This is a genomic window from Ornithinimicrobium cavernae (genome assembly GCF_003121625.1).
Taxonomy (GTDB): Bacteria; Actinomycetota; Actinomycetes; order Actinomycetales; family Dermatophilaceae; genus Ornithinicoccus; species Ornithinicoccus cavernae.
In genome coordinates, this window is the sequence record NZ_QDDJ01000008.1 from 46,885 (window position 1) to 72,879 (window position 25,995).

Consider the following 25,995-nt stretch of genomic DNA (forward strand, 5'->3'; position numbering starts at 1 on the left):
ATGGGGCTCATCCCCGCTCGCGCGGGGCGGACGCGTTGGCAGGCGTGAGGGTGCCGGCGGTCATGGGCTCATCCCCGCTCGCGCGGGGCGGACGTGGCGAGCGCCCCGGAGATGACACGGCTCCAGGGCTCATCCCCGCTCGCGCGGGGCGGACTATGCCGGTGAGCCGACCGGCGGCGACGAAGCAGGCTCATCCCCGCTCGCGCGGGGCGGACGCACGCCTACTCGATCCACAAGGCCAGCCTCTGGGCTCATCCCCGCTCGCGCGGGGCGGACGCCGCCGTCGGGGACGGTCCCGGCGCCGGACAGGGCTCATCCCCGCTCGCGCGGGGCGGACCTGATCGCCGAGTGGGTCGAGACGAAGGACGACGGCTCATCCCCGCTCGCGCGGGGCGGACTCGGTCATGAGTGTGAATCCGAGCATCGGGTCGGGCTCATCCCCGCTCGCGCGGGGCGGACACCTTCGCCTTCACCTTCCTGGAGACGAACGAGGGCTCATCCCCGCTCGCGCGGGGCGGACTGTCGCAGGCGTCCTCGGAAACCTCCTCCGCGGGGCTCATCCCCGCTCGCGCGGGGCGGACGATGGGAACACGGCGTCGGTCAGTGGGTAGATGGGCTCATCCCCGCTCGCGCGGGGCGGACGCTCCGCGCTGGTGAGATCCCATGCTGAACCCAGGCTCATCCCCGCTCGCGCGGGGCGGACCTCCGCGCGAAGGGCAACATCGCGTGGACCGACGGCTCATCCCCGCTCGCGCGGGGCGGACACCGCGTCCGGGTCCTGGGGCGGGCCGTCACTGGGCTCATCCCCGCTCGCGCGGGGCGGACTACTTCACGGACCGGATACTCCGTGAGTGCGGGGGCTCATCCCCGCTCGCGCGGGGCGGACCACACCCACCACGGGCAGCAGATCCCGTTCAAGGGCTCATCCCCGCTCGCGCGGGGCGGACGCGACCGACGCCGCCGCCGTGCGTGCGTGGCTGGGCTCATCCCCGCTCGCGCGGGGCGGACCCCGTCGTGCCCTCCTGGCTGCGACGTCTCCGAGGCTCATCCCCGCTCGCGCGGGGCGGACTGACCGATGGGCTCACGGACGCCGGCCTGTGGGGGCTCATCCCCGCTCGCGCGGGGCGGACCAACCCCTCGGCCAACGGGACCATGGCGCTCGGGGCTCATCCCCGCTCGCGCGGGGCGGACACTTCGTGACCTGGGACGTTACGCGGAGGGAGGTGCAACCGCAATCACTCCAGAGCCGGACTCAGGTCAACGGCGTCTGCGCCTCGACGCCTTGCTCCACCCTTTCCGTGGAGCACCCGCGTCATGCCCCTCCGGTGAGTCCGCAGCGCTTGGCCGCAGCATGAGTGTGAGCCCATCGTGGTCCACCACGCTCCAGTGGTGCTTGTTGACCTGGAAGCTGAATCCTTGTTCTGTGTCGTCCTGGAACACCATGACGGCTCGCCCATCCTTGGCTAGCTCAGTGACGCGCTGCCACAGTTCGGCCCGAACGCGCGCGCTGACCCTGCCGACGAAGACGCCGGCGCTAATCTCCAGCAGCCACCTGGTCAGATGCCCTCTCAGACCCGCGGGGCAGGCCGTGAGGACGAGCATCACCACGGCACGTCTACTTCGGCGGCATAGTCGGTCCCCCCGGCAACGCGGCCGGCGCTGCCGTCCCAGAGATAGATCACGTCCCAGTCCTCGACAAGGGAACTGTCGCCCTCCGCGAGCAGGGACTGGATGTCCTGCACACAGCGCTGCAGCAACCGCTGCCGGTGGATCTCGTCGCGCATGGCGCGCCGAGTGTCCCCGGGAATGTCTGCGCTTGCCGACGTCGCGATGCGGAAGGCGACCGGGATAGCTGAATCAGTCTTGTACAGGTCGGCGACATCGAAGACGAAGGACCGCTCATGACCGGTGTGAACCACACCCAGGGCCGGCGAGCAGCCAAGTGCCACGACCACGGCGTGCACCACGCCATACAAGCACGCCGTGGCCGCCGAGAGGGCCTGGTTCACCGGGTCCCCACTGCTGAAGTCAGCGCTGTCATAGGTCCGTTTGCTCCAGTCCAGACCGACCGCGTCAGCCGCACTACGGTAGGCCCGTTTGACTCGGGCACCCTCGCGGCCACGCAGCTGCTGCATCGTCGCGCCCGTGACGTCCTCGTCAGGGAACCGCCTGCCGTACATGTCACGCGCCACCGCAAGTCGCCGGTTGCGGTTGCTGACGATGGCGGCCTGTGCCTCGATCCAGCGCGAGCTCCTGGACAGTCCCCGGCCGTGCGCGTAGTAACGCACGCCCTGCTCTCCCACCCATACTGCGGTCGATCCACTGTCAGCAAGGAGCATCATCGCCTGGTGGGTGACTCTGGTTCCTGGCCCCAGAACGAGGGCACCGATCGTGGCGGCCGGCACGTGGATGACGCCGCGCTGATCCGTGACCGTTACCGCATTCGCGTCTCGGTGGATTGTGCTCCGCTCGGTGTAGACGAAGCTCAGCCGGTCGCCGATCCGGGACAGTTCCGAGACCCTCGCCGGCGGGGTCCCTGGGATCGGCTTCATTGTGCTGGGGCAAGCGTGAGCAGCCCGCACCCATAGGCCTTGGCACGCCCGATCCCCTGCGTCAGTGCCTCTCGGAGCAGGTCAGGGTCCTGGACGGTCAGTATGCCGTCAAACTGGGCGCGCGTGATGGTCGCCCGCCGCCGTGGACCAGACGCTTCCGACTTGTCGAAGGCGTTCCTGTCCCGGCGGGTGACCTGCACCGTCGGGTCCTCCGGGTCACCCAGCGAGAAGCCGTGTCGTTCAGCACGTTCCAGCAGCCACGTGAGTTGCTGCCGAGCGGTTACGTGCGGGACGACCTTGCCCCGCTGGCCAGGGCCGGCGGCGACGCTACGCACGGGATTGCCTGTGAGGCGAAAGACCCACCGCTGACCGGTGCCGAGGCGCTCCAGGAACGGACCGTACTCCCGGGACTGTCCTCCAGGATGCTGCTCCCACCCAGCCTGCTCATCGAGATGCTCCATGCTCGGAGCCTTGGGGCTCACCATGTAGAGATTCCGCTCGTATCGTGAGGGCTCATCGAGTCGCCACAGGACCCGCTGGTGTTCCTGCCCACCCGGCGGTGGGAAGGATGCCAGCACTGCAGCGTGCATCCGCTGCGGGGATGCCACGAGCCGGACCGTACCGCGCCGTGCCGGGTTGAGTTGGTACCTCGTGAGGAACACCGTCACAGCTCCACCGCCGTCATGAAGTCGGGCTCGGCTGAGTCCTGGGGCGCACGGACGGTGACCGACTCCTCGACGACATCTCTCCAGCCGTGCTCGCGCCGCCTCGGGTCGTAGCTACGGGGCACGTCCCTGATCGACTCGTGCCGAGTCTCTCCCGCCTGCGCGTCGGCGTACATCCTGAGCTCGGCCATGCTTCCGCGCTGCCGCCGATACCAATTGGCGGCTTGCCACGGCGCGCTCCGCACAGCCGTACGGACGTCGCCCTCCGCGACCCCCAGGTACAGAGGCCAGGCCGGAGGACAGGCCCGCCGCCCGAGGAACGGCGCCCACACGGGACTGCGGACAGCATCGGCCAACCCCTGGATGAGACTCGGGTCGCCACCCACACCAGCCACGAAGACAGCGTCCGCCAGGTAGTAGCGGCGGGACAACGGCATACTTTGCCCTGTCTCCCAATTGATCGCGGTCTGGAAGTCACTGAGCACCGTGCCTTCCTGGTCGATGCGCACGGCGAAGTCCAAACTGATCAGGTCCTCGACCGGGTCGGTGCGTCGCAGCCCCTGTGCAGCGGCCAGGAGACCGAGGACACCGCTCTTCGTCGGCTCGCGGCGAGTCTGCCGTTCGGTGAACCGACTGCTGTCACCCCACGCTTGCAGGGGCCCAGCAAGCCGGAGCAGCAGCGTCCTCATGGCGCATCCGCGACTGCACTCGCCGCGATCATGGCCTCCACATGGGCGCCCATCTGCTCTAGCGAAGCGGCCTCACCGAGACCCGCCAGGGCCTGAGTGCGTTCTCCCACCCGGAGCACCATGGTCTTGGTCGGGGCGTTCCCGTAGGCCTCGCCGACGTCCTGGGCATAGGCAGCGAGAGCCTCGCAGGACGCCTGGATATAGCCCATTCCGTCCGCTCGCACCGGCACCTCGAAGGCTCCCACAAGGTTGATCGGCTGGTCTTCCCGGACCATCAGCACGACGGCGTCCGGCACCGTCCCGTTAGCAAAGGTGTTCTGCTTCCCGGTGGGCATGCTCGTCGCGAAGCTGCGCACAAATGTCGCGGCTGCGCGGGCGGCCGCGGCCGTCTGGCCCATGTTCTTCACCAGTGCGTCAACGTTGACCGTCGCGTAGCGGTACAGCGTGGAGGAGTTGAACTCGATGGTCCCGATCATTCCGGCACCACTCTCTTCGGACTCGTGGCTCAGGTCATCGACGGCGGTGTAGTAGTCGGCCTCTGTATCGACCGCATGCGTGCTCAGGGCGTGGGCGACCTGCACGCTGGCGTCCACATTGAGCGATGCGTCGTCAGCCACCATGCGGCCGAAGAGCGACAGGGAAATGCCATGGTCGCGGTCCGCGCGCTCTCGGGCCTCCTTGCGGCTGGGCTTGTCCGTGCTCAGCGCGAGCTCGGCCAGCTGGTCGAGCTGGTCCGAGCTGAAGAACGCAAGGTAGGACGTGGACTCGTAGGGCGTGGTGTCTTCCTCGGACTGGTTCTTGCGTCGCTTGGGCTCCAGCTTCATCCCCAGCGCATTGAGCACGGCCCCCGCCCGTGTGGCCCGGTCCTCCTCAGACAAATCTGGGTCGAGCCTGCCAAGGCGCTCACCAATCAGGGCAGCGGCCTGCTTGGTGCGGTATCCCAGCCCGGACGGGTCCAGTTCGCGGCGAAAGTGTGCCCGAGTGGCCCGTTTCCAGGCCTGGCTTGAGACGCGGGCACGGCGCACTCCCCCATACACAGCCGACTTCGGCGAGCCCGTGTCGTCCCTGTTGACGTTGCTCGGTGGGAGGGTCTGGATGATGTGGAGGTCGAGATAGGTGCTCATGCTGGCGCTCCTGGTGTGCTGGTCTGGGTGTCTGTCTCTGGTGGGTTGTTGATGCCGTCCTGCCTCTCGTCGGCGAACCGGCTGTGGAGGCCCCGGCCCCAGTTGAGATGGACCGAGGCTGCTGTCGACGGCGTCAGCAGCCAATAGATGTCCTGGGCAAGGCGTCCGTAGTCCAAGGCCACCGGTGAGGCGGCGCCCTTCATCAGCGTCACCAGGCCGCGCAGCGCGTGCGCCCGCAACTCATCGGTCTGAGCCAGAGAGACCCGGTGCAGTCGTTGCACGACCTGCTCGTCCAGGTCACCGGCCCCCTCGCCGCGCACCCGCTGCCTGGCGAGCCGGCGGGTCGCCTGGCCCAGGGTTACCCCTGCAACGTGCATAGGCTGCCGTTGCCCCTGCTGGTGGATGGCGTATGTCGTCAGTGCCGTGAAGATGGAGCGCTCGGCCCGCGTGGGGCGGCTCAGACTGCCGTGGGAGGGGACGGACAGCGCGTCGGGCAACCCGTCCAGGACGAGCGCCCAGGATCGAGGGTCGGCGCGGCCCGCAGCGCCGATCGCGCGTCGCAACTCGGCCAGGAACTGGACCGCGGCGCTGGTCGCCGCCACACGGCCCTGCCTGGCGTAGCCACCCTGGACACGCAACACGACGCCCGTGACGTGCTGACGCACGAGCGCACCCTCCGATCCTCGATCTGGAGGACGTCCTGCCGGTGCTGCAACCGCCTGCTCACTCATCGCTGTGCTCCTTCTCCGTCGTCGCGTCGGCCTGGTCGCTCTCCGTGCGGTCAGCCTGGAGGTCGTCGGTCACCAATGGGATGTCGATGCGCAGTTTCCTGGTGAACCACAGGTGGGCCAGTGCTGCATCAACCCGCTGTGGGCGACCGTTGCGGTCTGCACGCACCCGGCCGCGGATCGCTGCGGGGGAGGCAGCCGCATACATCTCGTCGCCCAGCTGAAGGATCTGTTCGCGGACCAGCTGGCGCCAGGCCTCCTCCTGCGGAGCCATCTGCGCGCCCGACAGGTCACGCACCCAGCCCCGGAACCGGGGATCCAGCATCTGGAGTCCGTGCTCGGTGCCCCGGTCCCGGTCCGGAACCCCGTCCCGCCCTTCCGCGACCGCGAGGTCCTGTCCCAGCCGTCCGAGGGTGCGAGCGCCGGCCTCCGCCACCGTTGCGGCTCGGACCGCCGCGTCCTGCAGGGCGGCGTCGCTCAGGACCTCGGCACGGAACGCGATGCGGTCACTGATCAGTGTCTCGATGAAGGCGCTCTGCGTGCCGTAGACCGCGCCAACGGCGTGGATGGTCACGGGCAACTCGCGAGGCAGTAGCCCGGCGGTACGCAGACTCGCCACCCAGTGGAGATTCTCCGCCTCCAGCGCCTGCTCTCCGTCCCTGGCTCCCCGCGCCACGGGCGGCGCAGCGACCAGGGACTGCAGGCCACGCCAGACTGCTCGGTCGCTGGCGTGCTCCCGCGGCATGTACGTCTGCGGTTCGCCGTGCTTCTTCTCTTGGGCCGCGCTACGACGCCACCCCGTCATCGTCTCGACATGGTGCTGGTTGCGGACCCGGATCTGGTCTCCATTGCTGATGAGCACGTCGCGGATGCGTCCGTCACGTGGGAAGAGTCGCACCCGCCGCTGCTGCCAGGTCATCGCCTGTGCCGGTCCGCGCGGCGCGACCTGATCGGTTGGTGCCGCGGTCCACTCTCCGACCTCCCAGGGAGGCAGGTCATCCTCCGGACTGGGCCGAGCCAGCACGAGGTTGAGCAGGAGGGCCTGCGCCAGGTTGGCCCCTTCCACCACCACGACCCCCAGGTTGCCGGTCCACCCCGTCCCGATCGGATAGCCTCGTCCACCCTTGACGCGTGGGTCCCCGACCGCACCGGTCTTGATGCCCGAGGGATCGAACGCCTGGCAGTGCACCAGCCACCGGGCCGCCTCCGCCAGGGAGAGGGATTCTGCTCCATAGCCGGCGCGGTTGGTGAAGAACTTGTGCCCCGCAGGTAGGTCGGCGATGACCTTACCGAGGCCTGAGGTCTTGCCCGAGGCGGTGTGCAAGTCGGCCACCTGGAAGAAGGGCTGCGACGTGGAGAGCAGGTCGAACTTGTCGCGGAACGTCTCCAGGTAGCCCACCACGTGTTCTGCCGGCAGGGCGCCGGCCTCCCACCACTGCCCCCAGGTCTCCCGGACCTGCTCCTCGTCTCCGGTCACCTGGAGCGCGCGATGGAGCACCGCGAGGATCAGGCGGAGGATCGCCACGTCCTGGGTTGGGAGCTCACCAGCGAGTCGTCGCAACCGCGGGGCTCCGTCCACCACCTGCAACAGGGAGAGTGCCTGCTCCCGACCGTCCAGGTCGACCGCCAGGATCCAGGGCTGATCGAGGAGGTTGTAGCTCGGGGGTTCACTCATGCCTGCTCTCCTGTCGGATGGGGGTGACGTCCAGCCCGCGCTCGCTGCTGTAGGTGACGAGATGGCCGTTGAGGGTGGCTTCCAGGGACTCGTCCAGGATCAGGACGAGTTCGCCTCCGAGCCAGCGGGACTCCTGCCACTGGGCCACCTCGGGCGTGGCTTCGAGCTCAGAGACCGTCCGGTGCCAGTTCGCCCCCTTGGTCAGGGCCTGTGGCAGGTTCACCGTGCACGCCGCAATCTGACGTGTCAGAGGGTCGCGATCCTCCGGCTGGATGGGAATATCCCGGGAGGCGCCGGCGAAGTCGCCGGGCAGCATCCGCAGCCCCTGCTCGGTCCGCTGCACGACGATCACCTCGATGCCGTCCTCGGTGTCGCGGACCGCGGCACGTGCGCGCTCGTCACTGTCCTCGCCAGGCGTGCGTACCCAGTCAGTCAGGGAGGTCTTGACCGCCACGGGTGGCACCTGGAAGGTGCCTGCCTTGTCCCGGCTATTCTCGTCCTTGACCGCCCGCAGCGTGCCCGCTTCCTCCCAGGTGTCCTCCCAGCCCGGCGGCGGGACCATCGCAGGGTCGTAGGCCGCGTGGACCAGGCGCGGTGCCTCCGACGGCAGGGACAAAGGACGGCCTGCGAGTGCCGGCTGGAGCACGGCTAGAGAGCGGTAAAGCAGCGCAGCGTCGTACACCGCCAGAGCACCCTTCTCTGGGCGGGGCGGGAGGCTGTCCCAATCCGCTATCCCCGTGACGACACAACGGGGCTGGCGCAGCCGCAGAGGGCGAGCACCGTCCGCACGCGGGTGGCGGTGCAGCCGGCCGATCCGCTGGATCAGCAGGTCCACTGGGGCAATGTCGGTGACCAGCAGGTCCAGGTCGATGTCCAGGGACTGCTCGAGCACCTGCGTGCCGACGATGATGAGGCGTCGTGGACGCTGGCTGGCGCCAGGTCCGAGACGGTGCAGGAGGTCTCGCTCACGCTCCGCCCGGTCGCACGCCAGGAAGCGGCTGTGGAACAGTTCCACGTCGTCGCCGTAGTGCTCGCGCAGGAGGTCATAAGTCTCTTGTGCCCGACGCACGGTGTTGCGCAGGACCGCGACGCAGCCACCGTGCTCGAGCGCGGTGGCCATGAGGTGGACCAGGGCTGGGTCCGTGTCCTGAATCGCCTCGATGGTGACCGACCGACTCGGCGTGTCGTCCACGACCGGGAGGTGCTGATCCGTGGCGGTCACCGTGGTGACGAGCGGGTAGGCCTCGGGGCCGGGCCCCGTGGCGGGAAGCTCGGAGACACTGGTGGCCAGGTGTGTCCATGGACCGTCGGCTGGGGCCGTGCGCCGAGGCGCCAAGGGGACCAGCCCGCCAGCCTTCTTCGCTTCGCGGGAGGCCCGGCCACCTTGGTAGGCACCGACCAGGCCTGCCCGCGCAACGGGGGCAAGGGTGGCGGACAAGAGCACCACCGGGGTTCCGTAGGCACCCAGGTACTCGAGGACCCGCTCCAGGTAGCTCCCCATGAACGCATCGACGGAGTGCACCTCGTCGATGATCACGACCTTTCCCGACAGCGCAAGGTGGCGGAGCACCAGGTGCCGAGACTGCAGGGCCCCCATGAGGACCTGGTCGATCGTGCCGACCACGACATTGGCGAGCAGACCCTTCTTGCGGCCGAACAGCCAGCCGGATACCCGGGCCTCCGCCGTCGTCGTCTGCGAAGAGTCCCCTGACGGGGACTCTTCGTCGAAGACGGAACGGGTCCAGCTCGCGCGCACTAGCCCCGCGAAATCCTCGTTGAGCTGGGCCTTTCCATGCGCGAGCCAGAGGGCCGGGTCTTCCCCGCTCCCCCAGTGCTCCACCCAGCGCAGCACCCGGCTGAACATCGCATTGCTGGTGGCCATCGTTGGCAGCGCCAGGAACACACCACCGCAGCCGAACCGCGCGGCCAATGCCTCGGCCGCCATCAGGGCCGCTTCGCTCTTGCCCCCACCAGTCGGCGCCTCGATGACAAGCATGGGGCTGGAGTCCGCGGCGAGCGCAGCCTCCACTGCAGCGGTCTGGAGCGCGCTCGGCGAGTGATCGGCCAGGTGCGGGAAGCGCTGGGGGAAGAGGTCGGTGGCCCCGGAGACGGGTTCCGGCGACCAAGGCGGGCACAGGTCCAGGGTCTCCACCGCCGCAGCCAGTCGCTGCTCCTGGGGCCTACTCAGGGCGTAGGGGAAGCGTTCTGCGTCGCTGGCGATCCAGTCGGCAAGGATCACGATCGCACTCAGGTCGATGAGGGTGGTCAGACTCTACTTGCGCGTGCGCAGCGAGTCGAGGGTGTCCCGTGAACCGGCGAGGTCCGTGATCCCGTCAAGGATCTCCTCCCGCACCCTGCGCCAGGCCTCGCCGCCCATGGACGGGTCACGACCAGCACGATCCACATCCGCCGACGGCGGCGGAAGCCCGTGATGCGCCCCCACGACGGACGCCAGTGCTCCGGCCCGGAAGGATGACCACCCCTGCTGCGCCAACCACTCCGCGACCGCGACCTGCCCGGTCACGTCATGCCGCCACCGGTCGGACCTGGCGAGCGCCGGACTCGTGAGCCCCGCGCGGGACATGGCATCGACAAGGTCACCCATGTTTACGTCCCTGGCCAGCTGAGCGAAGGCGGGCGTGGCCTTGCCGACGTCGTGGACTCCCGTCACCCACACCGTGAGGGTGCGAGCGGCCTCCAAGGAACCGAGGTCGCGAGCCATCCGGTCTCGGACGGCCGTGGGGACCCAGGTGTCCCAGAGGTGCCCTGCTACTCCCGCACTGTCCTGGAGATGCTGCACCAGCGACATCCAGGCGTCCAGCTTTTGGTCAGTCTTGCCCCACACGGTCGCTGCGACCGCGCTCCAGGCAGTCAAAGAGACCTCCCCCGAGCTCGGCTGCCCCCTGAAACGCGCGGTTTACGTGGCCAGGTACGCAGCCCGACAGCCTTGCCGTCTCGCCGGGCTCCCCCGCACCCCACCATCATGTTGAGCAGCGTGCCCGACGCTAATGTGATCGTCAAGCATTGGTCAGAGTTCGTTATCGCCTAGTGACCTGCAGTGTCAGTGGCCGCCCAGCTCGCCGACATCGTTCGACGTGTCGACCCGCACGGCCCTGCGGCCGCGGGAGGGCAGTAGCACCACGAGCAGCCAGGCCACGAGCACGACGGCGATCACCGTCATGCCCACCGTGGCGTCCGCAGGCAGCAGGACGGCCAGTCCGCCACCGATCACCCAGGCCAGCTGGATCAGCGTCTCGGAGCGGCCGAACACCGACGTCCGGGTGTGCTCCGGCACCGACTCCTGGATCACCGCGTCGAGCGCGAGCTTGCCGAGCTGCTGACACATACCGACGAGCAGCGTCAGGATGATGACCGTCACCATGCCGAAGTTGATCGCGGTGGCAACGGCGGCCACGACGTCGACGATGAGCGCGATGCGCACGAGCGCCCGCGGCGGCACCAACCGGGTCAGCGACCCCAGCACGGTGCCGATCCCCGACCCCACACCGGCGGCGGCCACGACGATGCCGAGCAGCAGTGTGTAGCTGCCGCCCCAGCCCTCCGGCGGGGACTCGCGCAGCAGGAACGCCAGGAAGATCGTGAGGAAGCCCGAGAGCATCCGCAGTCCCACATTGGCGCGCAGGGCGTTGACCACAGCAGGCGGCACCCAGCGGCTGCTGCGCCCGGCGACCTCGCTGATCGGCACAGCACTCTCGCCCCTGGTCGAGTCCACAGCGGGCGGCAGCAGGATCGCCAGGACCGTGCCGAGAGCGAAGATCGCGAAGGCCAGGCGCAACGACCAGCCGGAGCCGAAGTAGCCGACGCCGACGGCCAGCGGTGCCGCGACGGCCGCCCCCGCCACCCCGGCCAGCGACATCCGGCCGTTGGCCTTGACGAGGGTGAGGCCCTTGGGCAGCAGCCTGGGGGTCGCCGCCGAGCGCGTCACGTTGTAGGCCTTGGACGCCACGAGGATGCCCAGGGCGGCGGGGAACTGCCACCACGAGGACTCCCCCAGCGATCCTGCCAGCGCGAAGCACAGGAAGGCCCGGACCGCCATCATGGAGCCGATGGCCCAGCGGCGGCCGTGCCGGAAGCGGTCCAGGAACGGGCCGACGAAGGGCGCGATGATGCTGAACGGCAGGAGCGTGAGCAGCAGGAACAGCAGCACCTGACCGCGCGCCTCACCGGTCGGCACCGAGAAGAACAACGACCCCGCCAGCGAGATCGCCACCACGGCGTCCCCGGCGTTGTGCAGGCCGTGCACCTCGATGAGCCGCGAGAGACCGGTCTCCCCCGCACCGTCGGCCTGGGTCGCTCTGCGCGTGGCCCGGTAGGCGGAGTGGCCGACGACGTTCGTCCCGTGCGCCACCGCCCGGACGCCGCGGCCGAGACCGTGCCCGACAGCGGCCCCGGCGTGGACCACCCTGGCGGTCCGTGAGGGCCTGGGGCGGGCGGAGGCGCCGGTGATCGGGCCGGACGGCCCGGTCTCCCCCAGCGGGTGGTTCTGCCGCCACCGCTCCTGCTCGGCCCGGGACTCCGGGTCCTCCCAGCTCCAGTCGTCGCGCTCCTCAGGGCCGCCGGGGGCGCCCTCGTGGCGTCTGCCCGGGGTCATCGCCGCGGGACCGGGCACAGGTCGAGGTCGAACGGCAGCACCTCGGGAGACACGGCGGCAGCGCGCGCGGCCTGCGAGGTCATGCGGCGCATGTAGTGCCGCCGGCACAGGACCTCGTACTCCACGACGGGTTCCGGTGAGTCGCCTGCGGCATCCCCGTCCCCGACGTCACCGACCACGACCTGGTCACCCTCGACGACCATGATCCCGTCGACGACCCGGGCGTTGTGTGTGGCGGTCTTGCCGCACCAGCACAGGGCCTCCACCTGCAGCACCTCGGTGCGGTCCGCGAGCTCGATCAGCCGTCGGGAGCCGGGGAACAGCTCGGCACGGAAGTCTGCGGTGATGCCGAAGGCGAAGACGTCCAGCCCCATCTCGTCCACCAGCCGGGCGAGCTGCTCCACCTGCACCGGGGTATAGAACTGCGCCTCGTCACAGATCAGGTAGTCGATGCGGCGCCCGTTGGTGGCCTGCTCGGTGACCAGGTCCCAGAAGTCCAGGTCGTCGGTCACCTCGATGCCCTCGCGGGCCAGGCCCAGCCGTGAGGAGAGCATCGCCTGGCCGGCCCGGTCGTGCTTGGAGAAGATCAGCCCGCCGCGCCCGCGCGCCGCGTGGTTGTGGTCCATCTGGAGCGCGAGGGTCGACTTGCCGCAGTCCATCGTTCCGGTGAAGAAGACGAGCTCGGCCACGGCGTGCAGTCTACGGAAGCGCGGGGAGGTGCAGGAGCGGAATCGCCATCTCGTCGCGAGTCAGCGAGCCGTGGTGCCCCTGCAGCGCGAGGAACTCGGGCCGCTGCACGCGCGAGTCGAGGACGGTCGCGTGACCGCGCATCGCCACGACCAGGTCGCCGATGCGTCCGTTTACCTGTGTCTCGACCGGCCCGAACCAGCCCTGGTCGATCGCCTCCTCGCGGCTGACGACCAGTGCCGTGTCCCCCAACAGCTCGGTCCAGGCCGCCAGCACCTCCGGCGCGGCCCCCGGCAGACAGTGCGGCTGCGGGACCCGCGGGTCGCCACCCAGGTGCCGGACGCCCTGGGCGAGGTCCTCCTCCCACGCCAGGTCACGGCGCAGGGACTCGGGGGCGTCGATCATGCCGTGGTCGGCAGTGACCGTCAGCGAGGTCCCTGCCGGCAGGCGCGCCGCCAGGTCGGCCAGGGCGGCGTCAGTGCGCTCCAGCTCCTCGCCCCACTGCCAGGACCCCGGCCCGTGCAGGTGCCCGAGCTTGTCGACCTCCCCCCAGTAGAGGTAGACGAAGGACCTCGGGGACGACTCGAGCGCGGCGACGGCCGCGTCCACCCGGGCCGGCAGCGCGGACGCGGCGGCGAAGGCACCGCCGCGCTGGGCGGCCCGGGTCATGCCCGAGCCGTCGAAGTAGGCCGGCCCGATCCGGGTCACCGCGACCCCAGCGGCCTCCAGCTCCTGGAACACCGTGGGGTGTGGCTGCCAGCGCTCCGGGTCCGGGCCGTCGTCCCAGGACAGGTGGTTGAGCAACCGGTCGTGCTCGGGCATGAGCACCTGCCACCCGACGATGCCGTGGGCACCCGGCGGCAGGCCGGTGCCCAGACTGCCCAGACTGGTCGCCGTGGTGGCCGGGAAGCCGCAGGTCAGTGCCGGGGCCGGACTGTCGAGGGTCCGGAGGAACGGTGCGTGCCCGCTCCAGCGCCGCAGCTGCTCGGCGCCCAGCCCGTCGATGAGCACCACGACGGCCCGCTGGGCGGGCGGCAGCTCGAACAACGGCGCGAGCCCGAGCGCCTCCCCCGGCGTGGAACCCGCTCCCAGGCTCCGCGCGACCGCGGGGAGCACGGTGGCCAGCGATCCCGCATACTCCAGCTCGATGAACTCCGGCGGAAGGCTGACCACCGCCGGGTCACCGGCCCAGGCGGGCCGAGAGCTGCTGTGCGAAGTCGAGCGCCCGGCTGACCGCCTCGGAGCCGTCCGCCTCGGTGGTGATCCGCAGCGAGATGTCGTCGCTGGCGACGGTCCCCTCGTAGCCGTGGTCACCCTCGCAGGTCGGGTCCGCGCAGACCGCCGGCACGAGGTCGAGCCGGGAGACAGTGCCCCACCCGAGGGTGAGGGTCAGGGCGCGCCCGGCCATGCCGCCGGAGTAGGCCGCGGGGTCGGGCAGGACGTGCGTCATCATCACGCCCCGGACGGCGCGCAGCGGCACGGTCTCGGTGGTCGCGGTGGCGAAGTGACTGTTCGGCTCCTCGGACTCGTGGTCGTCGGCGTGCCCGATGACCAGACGGTGCGGCGTCAGGACCAGGACGGTGACATGGCGCCGGACGGCGTTCTCGTCGAGCGTGGTCTCCTGGTGCACGAGGTGACCGACGATCTCGTCTCCGGCAACAGCCGTGGCGACGACGTCAGAGACGAGGGCGGGCAGGTAACCTGCATGCTCGATGTCCTCGCGCAGTGCCTGTGGGAGGGTCATGCTGTCTGGCTGGGGCATGGGGTCATCCTCCCACCTCTGCCGTGAAGTGCTGGAACCGTGGTCTGCTGGCCACACGCCGACCTGACTGTCCGATCCTGGGAGGGGTTCACCGTGCGCCGCCTGCGCCCGCAACTTGTCGGAGCGGTAGCTCTGCTGGCCCTGCTGCTGAGCGGTTGCGGCGACGGCACCGACACCAACCCTGCACCCTCCGGCCCGTCCCCGTCGGCCACCTCCCCGGTGAGGCCGACGACCACGGACGCGACCGAAGACCCGACCGGCGACGACGGGGCGGACTCCACGGCCCCGGACGCCACCGGCACCCCGAACCCGTCCGAGACCGCCGCACCGCCCCCGACCGACCAGGGTGCGACCTCCGAGCCGGTCGCACAGCCGAGCAGCGAGCCACCGGTCGTGACGGGCGAGGACGCGTGCACGGCCGACCGGCTCAGCACCGACCTGCTCGGCTTCCCCGGCAGCATCCGGCTCCACTTCTGCGAGGCCGGCTGGGCCTACGCGGTCAACCTGAGCGCACCGGAGGAGCCGGAGCTCCTCGCCGAGCTGGTGGACGACCGCTGGCTCCACGCCGTCACCCTCGGGGACCCGGTCTGCCAGGACGACCTGACCGCCCGGGGAGCACCAGCCTCGATCGCCAAGCTCGTGCCGTCGTGCGACGAGCTGGCGCCGACCGCCGCGCCGACGGTCGACCCGAGCCCGACCGACCCCGGGACGTGCCTGGTGAGCACCGACCTCTACGGGCAGACGTATGCCGAGCTGGTCGGTGTCGGTTGTGCCGAGGCCACCGCCGAGTGGGAGGTCGCCGAGGCCAACGCGGAGCCGTCCTGGAAGTTCCCGTTCATCACCCCGGGCGGGTGGGAGTGCTACGTCACGCCGCACGACCCGACCTCCGAGGCCGCCGGGTCCTGCTACGGCCCCGACGGCTCGGCCTACTTCACGCTCTACCTGCCCTGACGCCGCCTCGAAGCGGCGTCGGAGGCGTCCGGCGCCCTGCGTAGCCGCTTCGCAGGCACCCGGCCTTCGCAGCGGTCTCGTCGCTCACCCCGACGCACGCGAACGCGTCCCCCGCAGGGGCCCCGCTCGCTCAGCGGGTGAGGGCGCGCCGACCGGCGTCGGCCCGGCCCGTGTCCCGCGCCACCGTGACACTGGCCCCCAGCACCGCCACGCCGCTGGAGTGCGCCACCACGGGGTTGAGCCGCAGCAGCTGCACCTCGGGCAGGTCGTCGGCGAGCACGGACACCCGGGCCAGCAGGTCGTGCAGGGCGACCTGGTCGACAGGATCGGTGCCGCGGTAGCCGGCCAGCAGCGGAGCGGCCCGCACCCCGGAGACCATGTCGGCCACGTCCGTGTCGGTCAGCGGCGGGAAGCGGTGCGCGACGTCGCCGAGCAGGTCGGCGGGGACGCCTGCCACACCGAACCCCACGACCGGGCCGAACAGCGGGTCCTCGGCCGAGGTGATCTCCACGACCACCCCGGTGGGTGCCATCGACTGGACCGCAATGCCCTGTGCCCCGCGGGGGGCGAGCACCCGGGACAGGGCCGTGTAGGCCGAGGCGACGGACTCCGCGGTCTGCAGGTCCGTGCGGATCCAGTGGTGGAAGGTGCCGTGTCGGAGGGCCGGGTCCGTCGCCTTGACCACGGCCGGCAGACCCAGGTCCTGGGCGACGCGCGCGGCCTCCTGCGCGTCCCCGACCGGGATGCTGGGCCACACGGGGATCCCGTAGGCCTGCAGCAGGGCGCTGACCTCCTCGTCGGTCATCACCCGTCCCTCACCCGCGGAGGCCAGCACGCTCTCGATGACGTCGTGCGCACGACGGCGGTTGACGCCGCCGGGGCGCACCCGCTCGCCGTGGTCGCGGTTGCGCCACGCAGCGTAGTTGGTGGCCGCGGCCAGCGCCCGGATGGCGTCCTCGGGCATCGGGTAGGTCGGCAGCGAGCCGCCGGGTGCGACACCGCGCATGCCGAGGAACGTGGCGACACAGGGCTTGTCGCGCTCGGCGACGGCCTCCTCGACCGCGGAGACCACGTCGGTGTCGGCGGTGACGATCGGCGGGATGAAGCAGGCGATCAGGCTGTCCACCGCCGGGTCGTCCAGGGCCTGCTCCAGCGCGCGGGTGAACTCCGGCACCGTGGCCGTGGTCGGGAGGGAGACCGGCCCGTGCCCGATCGTCAGGTCCCAGGACTCCGCGGCGTCCGCGGCCAGGGTGCCCAGCGCGTCGGAGTTGGTGACGATCGCCACCGACCGTCCCGCCGGCAGCGGCTGGTGGACGACCAGCTGCGCCACGTCGAAGAGCTGGTGGGTGTTCTCCACCCGGATGACGCCGCTCTGGCGGAGCATCTCGGCGAAGGCCTCGGGCCGCTCGCGGGTCGCCCGGACGGTGTGGCCGGGCACCACGTGCTGGCCCGTGCCGCTCTTGACGACGATCACCGGCTTGACCTTCGAGAGCTGCCGGGAGATGCGGGTGAACTTGCGGGGGTTGCCCATCGACTCCAGGTAGAGGCCGACGGCCGCGGTGGCCTCGTCGTCGATCCAGTACTGCATCAGGTCGTTGCCGGAGATGTCGACCCGGTTGCCGGCGGAGGCGAAGGTGGAGATGCCCAGGCCGCGCCGCTCGGCCGAGGCGAGGACGGCGATGGCCAGGGCACCGGACTGGGCGAACAGCCCGAGGGACCCCATCGTCGGCATGCGCGGCGAGAGGGAGGCGTTGAGGCTGTAGCCGAGCCCGGTGTTGATCAGCCCGAAGGAGTTGGGTCCGAGGACCCGCAGGCCGTGCACCCGCGCCGTCTCCAGCAGCTGCCGCTGCAGGACCGCCCCCTGCTCCCCCGACTCGGCGAACCCGCTGCTCACCACGACCACCGACGCGACGCCGGCGAACGCGCACTCCCGCACGATGTCGGGCACCTCCGGGGCGGGGACCGCGATCACGGCGAGGTCGATCGACTGCCCGATCTCGGAGACCCGGGCCCAGGCGCGACGCCCCGCGACCTCCTCCGCGGCATGGTTCACCACGAACAGCTCACCGGAGAACCCGCCCTCCTGCATGTGCCGGACGAGGGCTCCACCAACTGAACCGGGCCGTCGGCTCGCACCGATCACCACGACCGACGACGGGTGCAGGACCCGCCGCATACTCACGGCCTCGGACCGGTGCTCGCGGGCCAGGGCGACCGCCCGGGACGCCTCCGTGGGCTCGATCGCGAAGCTCACGGCGATCACGCCGTCGTCGAACTCGTGGGTCACCTCGTAGCCCGCGTCCTGGAAGACGTTGATCATCTTGCGGTTCTGCGGGAGCACGTCGGCGGTGAACAGGCGCACTCCCGTCTCCCGGCCGATCGCCGCCAGGTGCTCCAGCAGCACCGACCCGATGCCCCTGCCCTGGTGCTTGTCGGCGACATTGAAGGCGATCTCCGCGGAGGTCCAGTCGGTCTCGCGGAAGCGGTCGTAGCGCCCGATGCCTGCGATCTCGTCGGCGATGATCAGCACCAGGGCGACACGCTTGTCGTAGTCGACGTGCGTGAAGCGGTGCACGTCCCGGTCTGACAGGCGACGGATCGGCGCGAAGAACCGTAGGTAGATGGACTCCTCGGACTGCTGGGCGTGGAACTGGTGGATCAGCTCGGCGTCACTGGGCCGGATCGGCCGGACGTGTGCCACCGAGCCGTCGGTCAGGACGACGTCGGCCTCCCACTCACTCGGGTAGCCGGGGGGCACGTCGGTCATGGGCCCAGCATGCCCGATCCCGCCCCTCCGCCGTGCGACGAGTGGTCGTATGCCGTGTGGCTGGGCGTGCCGGGAGGCGTCCGGTCGGCGGCGGTCACCCGGGCGGGGTCAGCCGCCCGGCCGGACGACCTCCCAGATCAGGCCACCGTCGACCGAGCTCCAGTAGGCCAGCTCCTCGCTCACCTGGTCCTGGGTCGGGTAGGCGATGAGCTCGCCGAACATCGTCGCCTCGAGCTGCTCGGGACGGGCGTCCGCCCCGGGCAGGAAGGCCTCTGCACTCCACGTCTGACCACCGTCGGTCGTGACGGCGTAGTTGCCCTCCCCGACGAGCAGCAGGTGACCGGCTCCGGTGGAGGCCAGCAGCGGCGGCTGCTCCCCCAGCACGAACGAGGGCACCGTCAGATTCGCCGGAGTCCAGGTCCGCCCGCCGTTGTCGGTCTCGTGCAGGGCAAGGCCGCGCTGGTCCTCGCACAGCGCCCACAGGTGGTCGGGGCTGTCGACCGAGGCCGTGACCGCGACCGGCCCGTCCTCGCACGAGCCCAGCTCGGCGGTGGACTCGAGCCGTCCCTCCTGGAGCCGCAGCACCTCACTCACCCGCCCCTCCTCGCCGAGCGCCACGACGTAGCGCCCGCCGGCGGCGCCGATGATCTCCGCGCTCTCCACCGGGCCCAGGTCGCGCACGACGTCCTGCGCCCACAGGATGCCGGTGGGGTCGGTGAGCAGCACCGAGCCACTCGGCAGCAGGCACGTGGTGCGGGCGCAGTCGTCGTAGGTGCTCGTCGCGACGATCAGCTCGTCACCCTGCAGCGCCAGGTCCGTCACGGAGCCGGCACCGGTGTCGATGCCGCTCCAGGTCCGACCCCCGTCGGTCGTCGTCCACACCGGCGCCTTGTCGCCCCAGACCCACCCGCGGCCGTGGTCGGCGAAGAGCACCCGGTGCACCATCCCCAGCTCCGCCAGGTCCGCCCGGGGTGCCCAGGTGGTGCCACCGTCGGCGGAGTCAGCCAGCACGGAGCACCACCCCCTCGTGCTGCACGGGTGCATGACGATCGCGTACCGCTGGCCGCTGTCCGTCGCGGGCTCCGGGTCGGCGGTGGTCACGTCGGTGAACCTGCCGTCGGCCGGAAGTCCGCCTTCGGGCACCGGTGTCGTGACCACCACCGGGTCGGGGATCAGTTCGTCCGTCGGGGCCTGGGTGTCCTCACCCGTCGGGTCCTCTGACGCGGTGGAGGACCCACCGCTCGGATCCGTGGCCGAGGGGCCCGGCCCGGCCAGATTCGGCTCCTCGGTGTCCGGCAGCAGGCTGGGACCGAACACGAGCCCCAGGGCCGCGGCGGCGGCCACCAGCGCTCCGGTCCACGCACCACGGCGTGCCGACCTGGCCCCCTGCCGCCCGTCGCGGATCCGCCGCCAGGCGACCTCGTCGGCCGGCTCCTCCCGGACCTGTGCCCGGTGGGCGGCGAAGAACTCCTCCACGGGGTCGCGCCCGTTCCCGCCCGTCCCGGGCTGCCTGCCGGTCATCGCGCCTCCTCCAGCGTCGTCGCGAGACGGGACCGCGCGTCATACAGGTCCCGTTTGACGGCCCCCTCGGACCGGCCCACCTGCCGGGCCACCTCGGCCACCGACAGGTCGGCGAAGTAGAACAGCAGCACCGGCAGCCGCAGCCTGTCCGGCAGGGCCTCGACCGCCTCGCGGACGCTCAGCCGCTGCGCGTGGTCCGGGCCCGGTGCGGTCTCGTCCGGCGCCGGTCGGCCGCCCTGGAAGCGCTCGTAGGCGCTGGCCTCGCGGCCGCGTTTGCGCCAGTGGTCGCGCACCAGGTTGCTGGTGGTGGCATAGAGCCACGGGCGGGGGTCGTCCACCCGGTGCCAGTGCGACAGCAGCCGCGTGAAGGCCTCCGTGGCCAGGTCATGCCCCAGGTCCCGGTCCCCCACCAGGTGCCCCGCCCAGCCGGCCAGCTGCCCGTAGTGCGCCACGAAGACCTCGCGGACTGCTCCCGCGACGGGGTCGGCGGTGCCTGGCACGTGGCCTCCGATCACCCGGGCGGCGGTCAGGACTGCTGTCATGTTGAGTATGACGCCGCACCGACCCCCGTGGTTGGAACCGGAGCCCGTCGGTCACGACACGCGCGGGTCACACCCGCCCAGCCCACCTGGCTCTGGAGCGAACGGTCAGACGCCCAGGCGCTTGATCTGCCCGGAATATCGAGGTGCTACCTGCCCCGAACGTCTGCCCGGAATCCGGGTATCCGACGTGGAGGGGCTGCGCGTGAAACCGGTTGCTGATGGTCGTGATTTCACTGACATGCCGAGTGTCGGACGTGCTCCCTCGGCCTCCGGATGTGGTCTTGGAGCCGCCAAGCGTTCTTCGAGCCGGCTATTTCACGCTCTGAGAACGATGCGGGGCTCCAAGACGACATCTACGCCGCCGACACGGTCGTATCCGACTCTGCCGCTGTGGGCGCGTAGCGTCCGACCATGCTGGGGATCGGTCTCGCCGAGAGTCGGACGTTACTTCTTCCCCTCCTCGGCTTTTCGTTATACGATTTTGTCATGGTGGGTGACGAGCAGGTAACTGACGAGCAGATCCAGCAGTGGGCGGATGAGGCCGAGGCTGGGTACGACGTCGAGGAGCTGAAGCGTCGCGGGCGAGGACGTCCCGGCCGGGGAGCTGGGCCCATGCAGGTGATCGCTGTGCGACTCACAGCCGAAGAGATCGCGGCACTGGACGCCTACGCCCAACGGGAGCACCTGTCCCGTTCCGAAGCGATCCGACGGGCCCTGGCCGGCTACGCCGCGTGAAGGTCCACCGCAGCGCGCTCAAGCACTGCGTGCTCCCCGAGGACGCGGTCCAGGCTGCCGACCTATCGTTATGGATCGAGCCCCTGGAGGAAGAGGAGTGGCCGCACCGCGAGCTGCGGCTCGGCTTCGACACTCAGGCACGGTTGCTAGAGACCGTTGTCCTGATCTTCAAGAGCGGCGACGAGATGGTCATCCACGCGATGCCAGCCCGACGGCAGTTCTGGGAACTTCTGCCCTGATCCAGGGCATGCAACTACCGCTCTGCGCCAGGTCATTGATCCTTGTGCTCGTAGCGTCCTATTCGTCTCGAAGGCGCTTTCGAGGGACCCCTGGATGGGGGAGCACTGTCGGAACCGCAGCGACCTTATGGGCGTCAGACTGCCATGAGGTCATGGGTGACGTGCCCCTTCCTGGCCACGCTTGCCGTGTGTGCGGTAGCGCTGTTGAACGGCTGTGGCTCGGCCACTCACACGAGGGTCAGCCCGGAAAGCGACCTCGCCGCCTCGTCGGCTCCGCCAGTCATAGACCTGCCTTACCGTGACCCCGCACGGCCCTGGTGGGAACAGGAGCCGCGCTGCGGCCATGGAGTCCAGGAGGAGGGCACCGAGATGATCGGCCTGCTCGCGGGACGACCGGGGGTATACACATCGCTCTCGGACATGGTCACGCGCCTCCTGCCCGGTTCTCAATGGGCTGACTATCGCCCAGCACTCATTGAGCACCTTGAGAGCTCTGACCCCGAAGAGACCGTGGACGTCGGCCTTGAGGGCGCCAAGGCCGTCCGGTTCGCGCCTGGACCTGGCGGCACTTCACTGACTGCCTACACCTGGGGCGAGGGGTTGTGGTCAGTTGATTCCTACGGCGTCCCCAAACCGTGCACCATCTTCGACCTAGAACCGGGTGCCTCCGAGCGAGAGCGTTTTCTCTCCCTTCGCATAGCCGAGCCTACGCAGAGCCGAACCCTCCATATGCAACTGCCCAGCAGCAAGCTCCCTGAGGAGTCACCCGGCATCGACATCTACTCAAGATTCTCTCGCGACGAAGGCTACGACCACGTGGCTCGACTCGTGCCATCCGCGGCGCAGGCGGATGCACTCACCGGGAACAGCCTGGGCAACGACTCCACCGAACCAGCAGCGATGGAACACGCGAGAGCGATAGCAGTAGGCCTGCCCACTCATATCCCGGAGGGTCAATACCTCGCATGCCTGGTCACCGAGGACTTCCCGAACACGATCTGTGGCCAATTCACCCTCAGCGACCGAACAGCCTCAGAGCCCTAAGTCTCACAGCCGCCCGCGCCGATTGGAAGGGCACGGCACAGTCTCCTGATATGAGGAGACCTAACCGGGGGCTAACAACCGGATCTGCCGCGTTCCGCGCTGTCGTGCCGAGAGTTGTGCGGAAATTGGCGGTAGATCGTCAGCCACCGTGGTGGGAGACTTCAGGCATGTCGTCGCCACGCCGCGGAGCGGTCAGCGCAGCCGATCTCAGGCAGGAGCTCGAAGGTCGGTATCGCACCGATCCGGAGTACCGGGCCAGCGTTGATCGTCACGAAGCGGAGCGTCGGGCCCGGCGTGGAGAACTTGAGCGCGCCGAACGGCCGTTGGTAGACGACCTTCGGGCCGCTGGGATCTCGGTGGGCTCGATCTGGGAGTTGCACCAACACCCTGAACTAGGCGAGACGGCGTATCCGCTTCTGGTGAAACACCTCCAGTTGGACTACCCCGACAGAATACTCAACGGCATTGCACGAGGGTTCACCAAGACCGCCGCGCGTAGGCATTGGCAAGAACTACTCAGCCTCTATCTCGTAGAGGAGCGTGCAGAGGCGCGCGACGGTCTAGCCGCGACATTGGGCGGCTGCGCCGTCGAACCCCTTACGCGGACCTGATCGCGATCCTCGAAAACGAGGCACTGGGCGAGACGCGGATCTACTTCCTCCGGCCCGTGAACCGCATTGGTAACCGTATGGGCGCGAGCGCAGGGCGGAAGGTCATCGAGCGTTACGCGAACGACCCGCAGCTCGCGACCGAGGCCAGCAGAATCCTTCAGGGGCTCGGCCGGAACGACTAAATCCGGTATGCCCGCACATCAGCGGGACGTGTTGTACGTCGAGTGGGGCCGGTGCCCGGGGCCCGTCGTCCCTGCATAGGTGATGGAGCTTTGTGGCTCGACAGCGTGTGATCGGGCTCGGGTGACGACGCGCCGGGACGGCCCTTGATGAGCGACGAGATACCGGTGGTGGTTCTCAATGCCGCGGAAGGCGCACCCACAGAGCGAGCTCGCCGAACACTCGGGGCGTGGCCGAGCGCGGAATCGATGGCCTATCGCCTCGTGCAAGCCCTTAAGCACGCGGCGACGAGGGCAGAGGCTCCCGAGCGAAGCGGCTGGCTCAAGAAGACGGCGGCGTACTTGGGCAGCGCCGGACGCGGCCTGGCCGTGGAGATCGGCGCCTCCGCGGTCAGCCGACACATCGGCGGGCTGTAACGCGCCACGCCACCGGATGATTGCATGGACCCATGGAGTTCTCCGAGGTGGTCCGGTCCCGCCGGATGGTCCGCAACTACGACCCCGAGCGACCGGTGCCCGAGGAGGTCCTGGCCCGGGTGCTGGACCACGCGGTCCGCGCGCCGAGCGCAGGGTTCTCCCAGGGTTGGGACTTCGTCGTGCTCCGCACGGAGGCCGAGCGGGACACGTTCTGGGAGGCGACAACCGACCCGGCGAGGGAGCCGGACAACTGGCTGCGCGGCATACGGAGGGCGCCGTGCCTGATCGTCTGCTGCTCGAGCCCCGACGCCTACCTGGACCGCTATGCCGAGCCGGACAAGGGCTGGGCCGACCGGGACGCCGCACGCTGGCCGGTCCCCTACTGGGACGTCGACACCGGCATGGCCGCGCTGCTCATGCTGCTGACCGCGGTCGACGAGGAGCTCGGCGGGCTGTTCTTCGGCGTTCCGGTGGAGCGCCTCGACGCCGTGCGCGCGGCGCTGCAGATCCCGCCCGACCGCAACCTGGTGGGGGTCGTCTCCCTGGGCTACCCGGCTCCCGACCGCAAGAGTCCGAGCCTGAAGCGGGGCCGGCGCGAGGTGTCGCAGGTGGCCCACGCCGGGACGTTCGGCACGCCGCTCCACCTCGACCGAGCGGCATACTCCCCCGCCGCACCGACCGGGTGACCCGGCGGGTGCGGCGGGAGGAGCGGTCAGTCCCGCAGGTCTGACACCGTGGTGAACGTGTAGCCCTGCGACCGCAGCGTGTCCACGATCACCGGCAGCGCGTCCGGGGTCCGGTAGCCACCGAGGTGGGCCAGCACGATCGTGCCCGCGGGCGGCGCCGGCACCGTGGTGCGGTTGACGATCTGCTGGGTCGTCGTGTCCGGGTGCCAGTCGATCGTGTCGCGCGACCACATCACGGTCTTGGTGTAGCCCACGTCCGCGAGCCAGCCGCGCACGGTGGAGTTGTGCGAGCCGAACGGCGGCCGCCAGTAGGGGTTGGTCGGCATCCCGCTGAGGTTCTCGAGGACGGGCTCGGCGTCGGTCAGCTCGTGCTGCACGAAGGACCTGGTCATCGCCACCTGGCAGGGGGCCGTCGTCGGCGACCCGCCACCGCCGTTGACCAGGTCGCAGTGGTGCACGGTGTGGTTGCCGAGCTCGAACAGCTCGGGGTGCGCCGCGATCCTGGCCATGATGGGTCGTCCCTCGGGACTGTTGGCCATGATGCTCGTCGGGAAGAACGTCGTGCACACCTGGTGCTCGACCAGGAAGTCGACGATCTCGTCGGCGCCCGTCAGCCGGCCGCCCATGTCGAGGGTGAACGCGATCTGCCGGGTGGCGCCGGGGACGCTGGTGATCGTCTCCTGGCTGCCGGTGGACGGCCGGGTCCCGGACCAGCACACTCCCAGTCTCTTCTGGACCAGGCGGGGCACCTCGTTGCTCTGGGCGGACCGGCCACCCAGGACGTATGCCGTGTTCGGGCTCAGGCGGGTCAGCTCGGCGTTGGTGCCGGCCGACAGGCGCGACCCCGTCGTGAGCAGGATCGGACCGCGGGTGTGCCGGGCGGTCGCGCCGGCAGCCAGCGCGTCGGGCCAGCCCCGACCGGTGGCGAGCATGACCGCGGGGCGGTCGGTCCCGAACACCCGCTGGGACACCGCGAGGGCCGTGCTGTAGCGGTCGTCACCCGCGACCCGTTCGACGGTGGCGATCTCGGCGGCCTGTTGCGCCACGGTGGTTGAGAGCGACGCGGTGCCGCCCAGCAGCATGATCCGGTCCGGGGCGAGCCGCTCCAGCTCGGCACGGGCCGCCGGGTGCAGCGACGTCGGCGAGGTGAGCAGCATGGGTGCGCCCTGGATGCCGGCGGCCGCGCCGCCCGTGAGGGCGTCCGGGAAGGCGGTGCCGGTGGCGAGGTAGGCGATGTCCGCCCCACCAGGGAAGGCGTGCGCCGACAGCCGGGCAGCCGTGTCGTAGCGCGAGGGCCCGGCGAGACGACGGGCGGTGCCGTCGGTCAGGCCGTCGAGGGTCGAGCGCACCGGTGAGGAGATGACCTCCAGGCCGCCGACCACCACGATCTCCTGGGGCCTGAGCCGGACCAGCTCCGCACGGGTGGCAGCCGGGACGGAGTCCCGGGTGACGAACAGCACCGGACCGCCGAGCTCGTCGGCCACCGGTCCCGCGGCGAGCCCGTCGGGGAAGTTGGCGCCCGTGGCGACGACGGCCACGGGGACCCCCGGGTCGAAGAACTCGCGGCTGATGTCGGCCGCGGTGGCGTAGCGGTCGGAGCCGGCCAGACGTTCGACCGAGAACCCCAGGTCCCCTGCCGTGGGTGCGGCTCCAGCCGCCGAGGACGAGTCTGCGGCCGACCCCTGGGTCAGGCTGCAGGCCAGCACGAGCACCGTCGCGAACGCGCCGGTCGCCAGTGAGCGAAAGGTCTTCATACCCGTGGGACGCCGCAGGCGGTCGCTCGGTTGGTGATCCCCCGGTCACGCCTCG

The 25,995-nt window shown here is 70.3% G+C and carries 24 protein-coding genes and 1 CRISPR repeat array (1 of these 25 only partly in view); of the genes, 7 read left to right on the top strand and 17 right to left on the bottom strand.

Going from position 1 to position 25,995, the window contains the following annotated elements; translation table 11 throughout:
- A CRISPR array of direct repeats spans positions 1-1,191; the repeat unit is 28 nt; unit sequence GGCTCATCCCCGCTCGCGCGGGGCGGAC; it begins 4,392 nt to the left of the window's first position.
- 66 nt (positions 1,192-1,257) lie between these two features.
- From cas2e to DA085_RS10545, 13 genes are all read right to left on the bottom strand, one after another.
- Positions 1,258-1,602 carry a type I-E CRISPR-associated endoribonuclease Cas2e gene (cas2e, locus tag DA085_RS10485; RefSeq protein ID WP_237565455.1) on the bottom strand — a complete coding sequence of 115 codons (345 nt, stop codon included), beginning with the start codon at positions 1,600-1,602 and terminating at the stop codon, positions 1,258-1,260.
- Positions 1,602-2,552, bottom strand: a complete 951-nt coding sequence (gene cas1e, locus DA085_RS10490) for a type I-E CRISPR-associated endonuclease Cas1e (protein ID WP_109472926.1) — start codon at positions 2,550-2,552, stop codon at positions 1,602-1,604. The genes cas2e and cas1e overlap by 1 nt, the downstream gene beginning before the upstream one ends.
- Positions 2,549-3,220: a type I-E CRISPR-associated protein Cas6/Cse3/CasE gene (gene cas6e / locus DA085_RS10495; protein WP_237565441.1), complete on the bottom strand. Its 672-nt coding sequence runs from the start codon at positions 3,218-3,220 to the stop codon at positions 2,549-2,551. The genes cas1e and cas6e overlap by 4 nt, the downstream gene beginning before the upstream one ends.
- A complete protein-coding gene (gene cas5e / locus DA085_RS10500) occupies positions 3,217-3,906 on the bottom strand; it encodes a type I-E CRISPR-associated protein Cas5/CasD (protein WP_109472928.1) in 690 nt (229 codons plus the stop codon). The genes cas6e and cas5e overlap by 4 nt, the downstream gene beginning before the upstream one ends.
- Positions 3,903-5,030: a type I-E CRISPR-associated protein Cas7/Cse4/CasC gene (gene cas7e / locus DA085_RS10505; protein ID WP_109472929.1), complete on the bottom strand. Its 1,128-nt coding sequence runs from the start codon at positions 5,028-5,030 to the stop codon at positions 3,903-3,905. The genes cas5e and cas7e overlap by 4 nt, the downstream gene beginning before the upstream one ends.
- The gene (gene casB, locus DA085_RS10510; protein WP_161958483.1) at positions 5,027-5,695 is read right to left on the bottom strand and encodes a type I-E CRISPR-associated protein Cse2/CasB; all 669 of its coding nucleotides are present in this window, start codon (positions 5,693-5,695) and stop codon (positions 5,027-5,029) included. The genes cas7e and casB overlap by 4 nt, the downstream gene beginning before the upstream one ends.
- A 58-nt stretch (positions 5,696-5,753) precedes the next feature.
- Positions 5,754-7,433 carry a type I-E CRISPR-associated protein Cse1/CasA gene (gene casA, locus DA085_RS10515; RefSeq protein WP_109472931.1) on the bottom strand — a complete coding sequence of 560 codons (1,680 nt, stop codon included), beginning with the start codon at positions 7,431-7,433 and terminating at the stop codon, positions 5,754-5,756.
- Positions 7,426-9,672: a CRISPR-associated helicase Cas3' gene (cas3, locus tag DA085_RS10520; RefSeq protein ID WP_109472932.1), complete on the bottom strand. Its 2,247-nt coding sequence runs from the start codon at positions 9,670-9,672 to the stop codon at positions 7,426-7,428. The genes casA and cas3 overlap by 8 nt, the downstream gene beginning before the upstream one ends.
- A 33-nt stretch (positions 9,673-9,705) precedes the next feature.
- The gene (locus tag DA085_RS10525; protein ID WP_154402165.1) at positions 9,706-10,308 is read right to left on the bottom strand and encodes a CRISPR-associated endonuclease Cas3''; all 603 of its coding nucleotides are present in this window, start codon (positions 10,306-10,308) and stop codon (positions 9,706-9,708) included.
- A 186-nt stretch (positions 10,309-10,494) separates the two neighbouring features.
- Positions 10,495-12,045: an MFS transporter gene (locus DA085_RS10530; RefSeq protein ID WP_109473088.1), complete on the bottom strand. Its 1,551-nt coding sequence runs from the start codon at positions 12,043-12,045 to the stop codon at positions 10,495-10,497.
- Positions 12,042-12,734 carry a thymidine kinase gene (locus tag DA085_RS10535; RefSeq protein WP_109472934.1) on the bottom strand — a complete coding sequence of 231 codons (693 nt, stop codon included), beginning with the start codon at positions 12,732-12,734 and terminating at the stop codon, positions 12,042-12,044. The genes DA085_RS10530 and DA085_RS10535 overlap by 4 nt, the downstream gene beginning before the upstream one ends.
- Before the next feature lie 10 nt (positions 12,735-12,744).
- Positions 12,745-13,905 carry an alkaline phosphatase family protein gene (locus DA085_RS10540; RefSeq protein ID WP_109472935.1) on the bottom strand — a complete coding sequence of 387 codons (1,161 nt, stop codon included), beginning with the start codon at positions 13,903-13,905 and terminating at the stop codon, positions 12,745-12,747.
- A gap of 7 nt (positions 13,906-13,912) precedes the next feature.
- The gene (locus DA085_RS10545) at positions 13,913-14,494 is read right to left on the bottom strand and encodes a DUF5998 family protein (protein ID WP_109472936.1); all 582 of its coding nucleotides are present in this window, start codon (positions 14,492-14,494) and stop codon (positions 13,913-13,915) included.
- Positions 14,495-14,587: 93 nt separating this feature from the next.
- On the opposite strand from DA085_RS10545, the gene DA085_RS10550 reads away from it, so the two are divergent.
- Positions 14,588-15,445, top strand: coding sequence for a hypothetical protein (locus DA085_RS10550; protein ID WP_154402166.1), 858 nt, complete (start codon positions 14,588-14,590; stop codon positions 15,443-15,445).
- Between the two features lie 130 nt (positions 15,446-15,575).
- Here the strand turns inward: DA085_RS10550 and DA085_RS10555 are convergent, their stop codons facing one another.
- The 3 genes from DA085_RS10555 to DA085_RS10565 form a co-directional block, all read right to left on the bottom strand.
- Positions 15,576-18,212, bottom strand: a complete 2,637-nt coding sequence (locus tag DA085_RS10555; RefSeq protein ID WP_109472938.1) for a bifunctional acetate--CoA ligase family protein/GNAT family N-acetyltransferase — start codon at positions 18,210-18,212, stop codon at positions 15,576-15,578.
- A 108-nt stretch (positions 18,213-18,320) separates the two neighbouring features.
- The gene (locus DA085_RS10560; protein WP_109472939.1) at positions 18,321-19,733 is read right to left on the bottom strand and encodes a beta propeller repeat protein; all 1,413 of its coding nucleotides are present in this window, start codon (positions 19,731-19,733) and stop codon (positions 18,321-18,323) included.
- A complete protein-coding gene (locus tag DA085_RS10565; RefSeq protein ID WP_109472940.1) occupies positions 19,730-20,275 on the bottom strand; it encodes an RNA polymerase sigma factor in 546 nt (181 codons plus the stop codon). The genes DA085_RS10560 and DA085_RS10565 overlap by 4 nt, the downstream gene beginning before the upstream one ends.
- Before the next feature lie 486 nt (positions 20,276-20,761).
- Between DA085_RS10565 and DA085_RS10570 the strand changes: the two genes are divergently transcribed.
- From DA085_RS10570 to DA085_RS10585, 6 genes are all read left to right on the top strand, one after another.
- Positions 20,762-21,010: a DUF6290 family protein gene (locus DA085_RS10570; RefSeq protein ID WP_109473089.1), complete on the top strand. Its 249-nt coding sequence runs from the start codon at positions 20,762-20,764 to the stop codon at positions 21,008-21,010.
- Entirely contained in the window at positions 21,007-21,249 is a 243-nt protein-coding gene (locus tag DA085_RS10575; protein ID WP_109472941.1) for a toxin, read from the top strand. The genes DA085_RS10570 and DA085_RS10575 overlap by 4 nt, the downstream gene beginning before the upstream one ends.
- A gap of 369 nt (positions 21,250-21,618) precedes the next feature.
- The gene (locus DA085_RS10580; RefSeq protein WP_109472942.1) at positions 21,619-22,293 is read left to right on the top strand and encodes a hypothetical protein; all 675 of its coding nucleotides are present in this window, start codon (positions 21,619-21,621) and stop codon (positions 22,291-22,293) included.
- 167 nt (positions 22,294-22,460) lie between these two features.
- Positions 22,461-22,904 carry a hypothetical protein gene (locus DA085_RS20955; RefSeq protein WP_154402167.1) on the top strand — a complete coding sequence of 148 codons (444 nt, stop codon included), beginning with the start codon at positions 22,461-22,463 and terminating at the stop codon, positions 22,902-22,904.
- A gap of 443 nt (positions 22,905-23,347) precedes the next feature.
- Positions 23,348-23,500: a hypothetical protein gene (locus DA085_RS20960; protein WP_154402168.1), complete on the top strand. Its 153-nt coding sequence runs from the start codon at positions 23,348-23,350 to the stop codon at positions 23,498-23,500.
- 32 nt (positions 23,501-23,532) lie between these two features.
- On the top strand, positions 23,533-24,186 hold the full coding sequence (locus DA085_RS10585; RefSeq protein WP_109472943.1) for a nitroreductase family protein: 654 nt from the start codon (positions 23,533-23,535) through the stop codon (positions 24,184-24,186).
- A 26-nt stretch (positions 24,187-24,212) separates the two neighbouring features.
- Here DA085_RS10585 and DA085_RS10590 read toward each other — a convergent pair whose 3' ends face one another.
- The gene (locus DA085_RS10590; protein ID WP_109472944.1) at positions 24,213-25,940 is read right to left on the bottom strand and encodes a cell wall-binding repeat-containing protein; all 1,728 of its coding nucleotides are present in this window, start codon (positions 25,938-25,940) and stop codon (positions 24,213-24,215) included.
- Positions 25,941-25,995 lie beyond the last annotated feature (55 nt).

Coding starts and splice junctions, on each gene's coding strand:
- DA085_RS10590 (WP_109472944.1), bottom strand. CDS start 25,940: ATGAAGACCTTTCGCTCACTGGCGACCGGCGCGTTCGCGACGGTGCTC.
- cas5e (WP_109472928.1), bottom strand. CDS start 3,906: ATGAGGACGCTGCTGCTCCGGCTTGCTGGGCCCCTGCAAGCGTGGGGT.
- DA085_RS20955 (WP_154402167.1), top strand. CDS start 22,461: ATGTCGTCGCCACGCCGCGGAGCGGTCAGCGCAGCCGATCTCAGGCAG.
- cas2e (WP_237565455.1), bottom strand. CDS start 1,602: ATGCTCGTCCTCACGGCCTGCCCCGCGGGTCTGAGAGGGCATCTGACC.
- DA085_RS10545 (WP_109472936.1), bottom strand. CDS start 14,494: ATGCCCCAGCCAGACAGCATGACCCTCCCACAGGCACTGCGCGAGGAC.
- casA (WP_109472931.1), bottom strand. CDS start 7,433: ATGAGTGAACCCCCGAGCTACAACCTCCTCGATCAGCCCTGGATCCTG.
- DA085_RS10565 (WP_109472940.1), bottom strand. CDS start 20,275: ATGACAGCAGTCCTGACCGCCGCCCGGGTGATCGGAGGCCACGTGCCA.
- DA085_RS10570 (WP_109473089.1), top strand. CDS start 20,762: ATGGTGGGTGACGAGCAGGTAACTGACGAGCAGATCCAGCAGTGGGCG.
- DA085_RS10530 (WP_109473088.1), bottom strand. CDS start 12,045: ATGACCCCGGGCAGACGCCACGAGGGCGCCCCCGGCGGCCCTGAGGAG.
- DA085_RS10585 (WP_109472943.1), top strand. CDS start 23,533: ATGGAGTTCTCCGAGGTGGTCCGGTCCCGCCGGATGGTCCGCAACTAC.
- DA085_RS10555 (WP_109472938.1), bottom strand. CDS start 18,212: ATGACCGACGTGCCCCCCGGCTACCCGAGTGAGTGGGAGGCCGACGTC.
- DA085_RS10560 (WP_109472939.1), bottom strand. CDS start 19,733: ATGACCGGCAGGCAGCCCGGGACGGGCGGGAACGGGCGCGACCCCGTG.
- DA085_RS10580 (WP_109472942.1), top strand. CDS start 21,619: ATGATCGGCCTGCTCGCGGGACGACCGGGGGTATACACATCGCTCTCG.
- cas1e (WP_109472926.1), bottom strand. CDS start 2,552: ATGAAGCCGATCCCAGGGACCCCGCCGGCGAGGGTCTCGGAACTGTCC.
- cas7e (WP_109472929.1), bottom strand. CDS start 5,030: ATGAGCACCTATCTCGACCTCCACATCATCCAGACCCTCCCACCGAGC.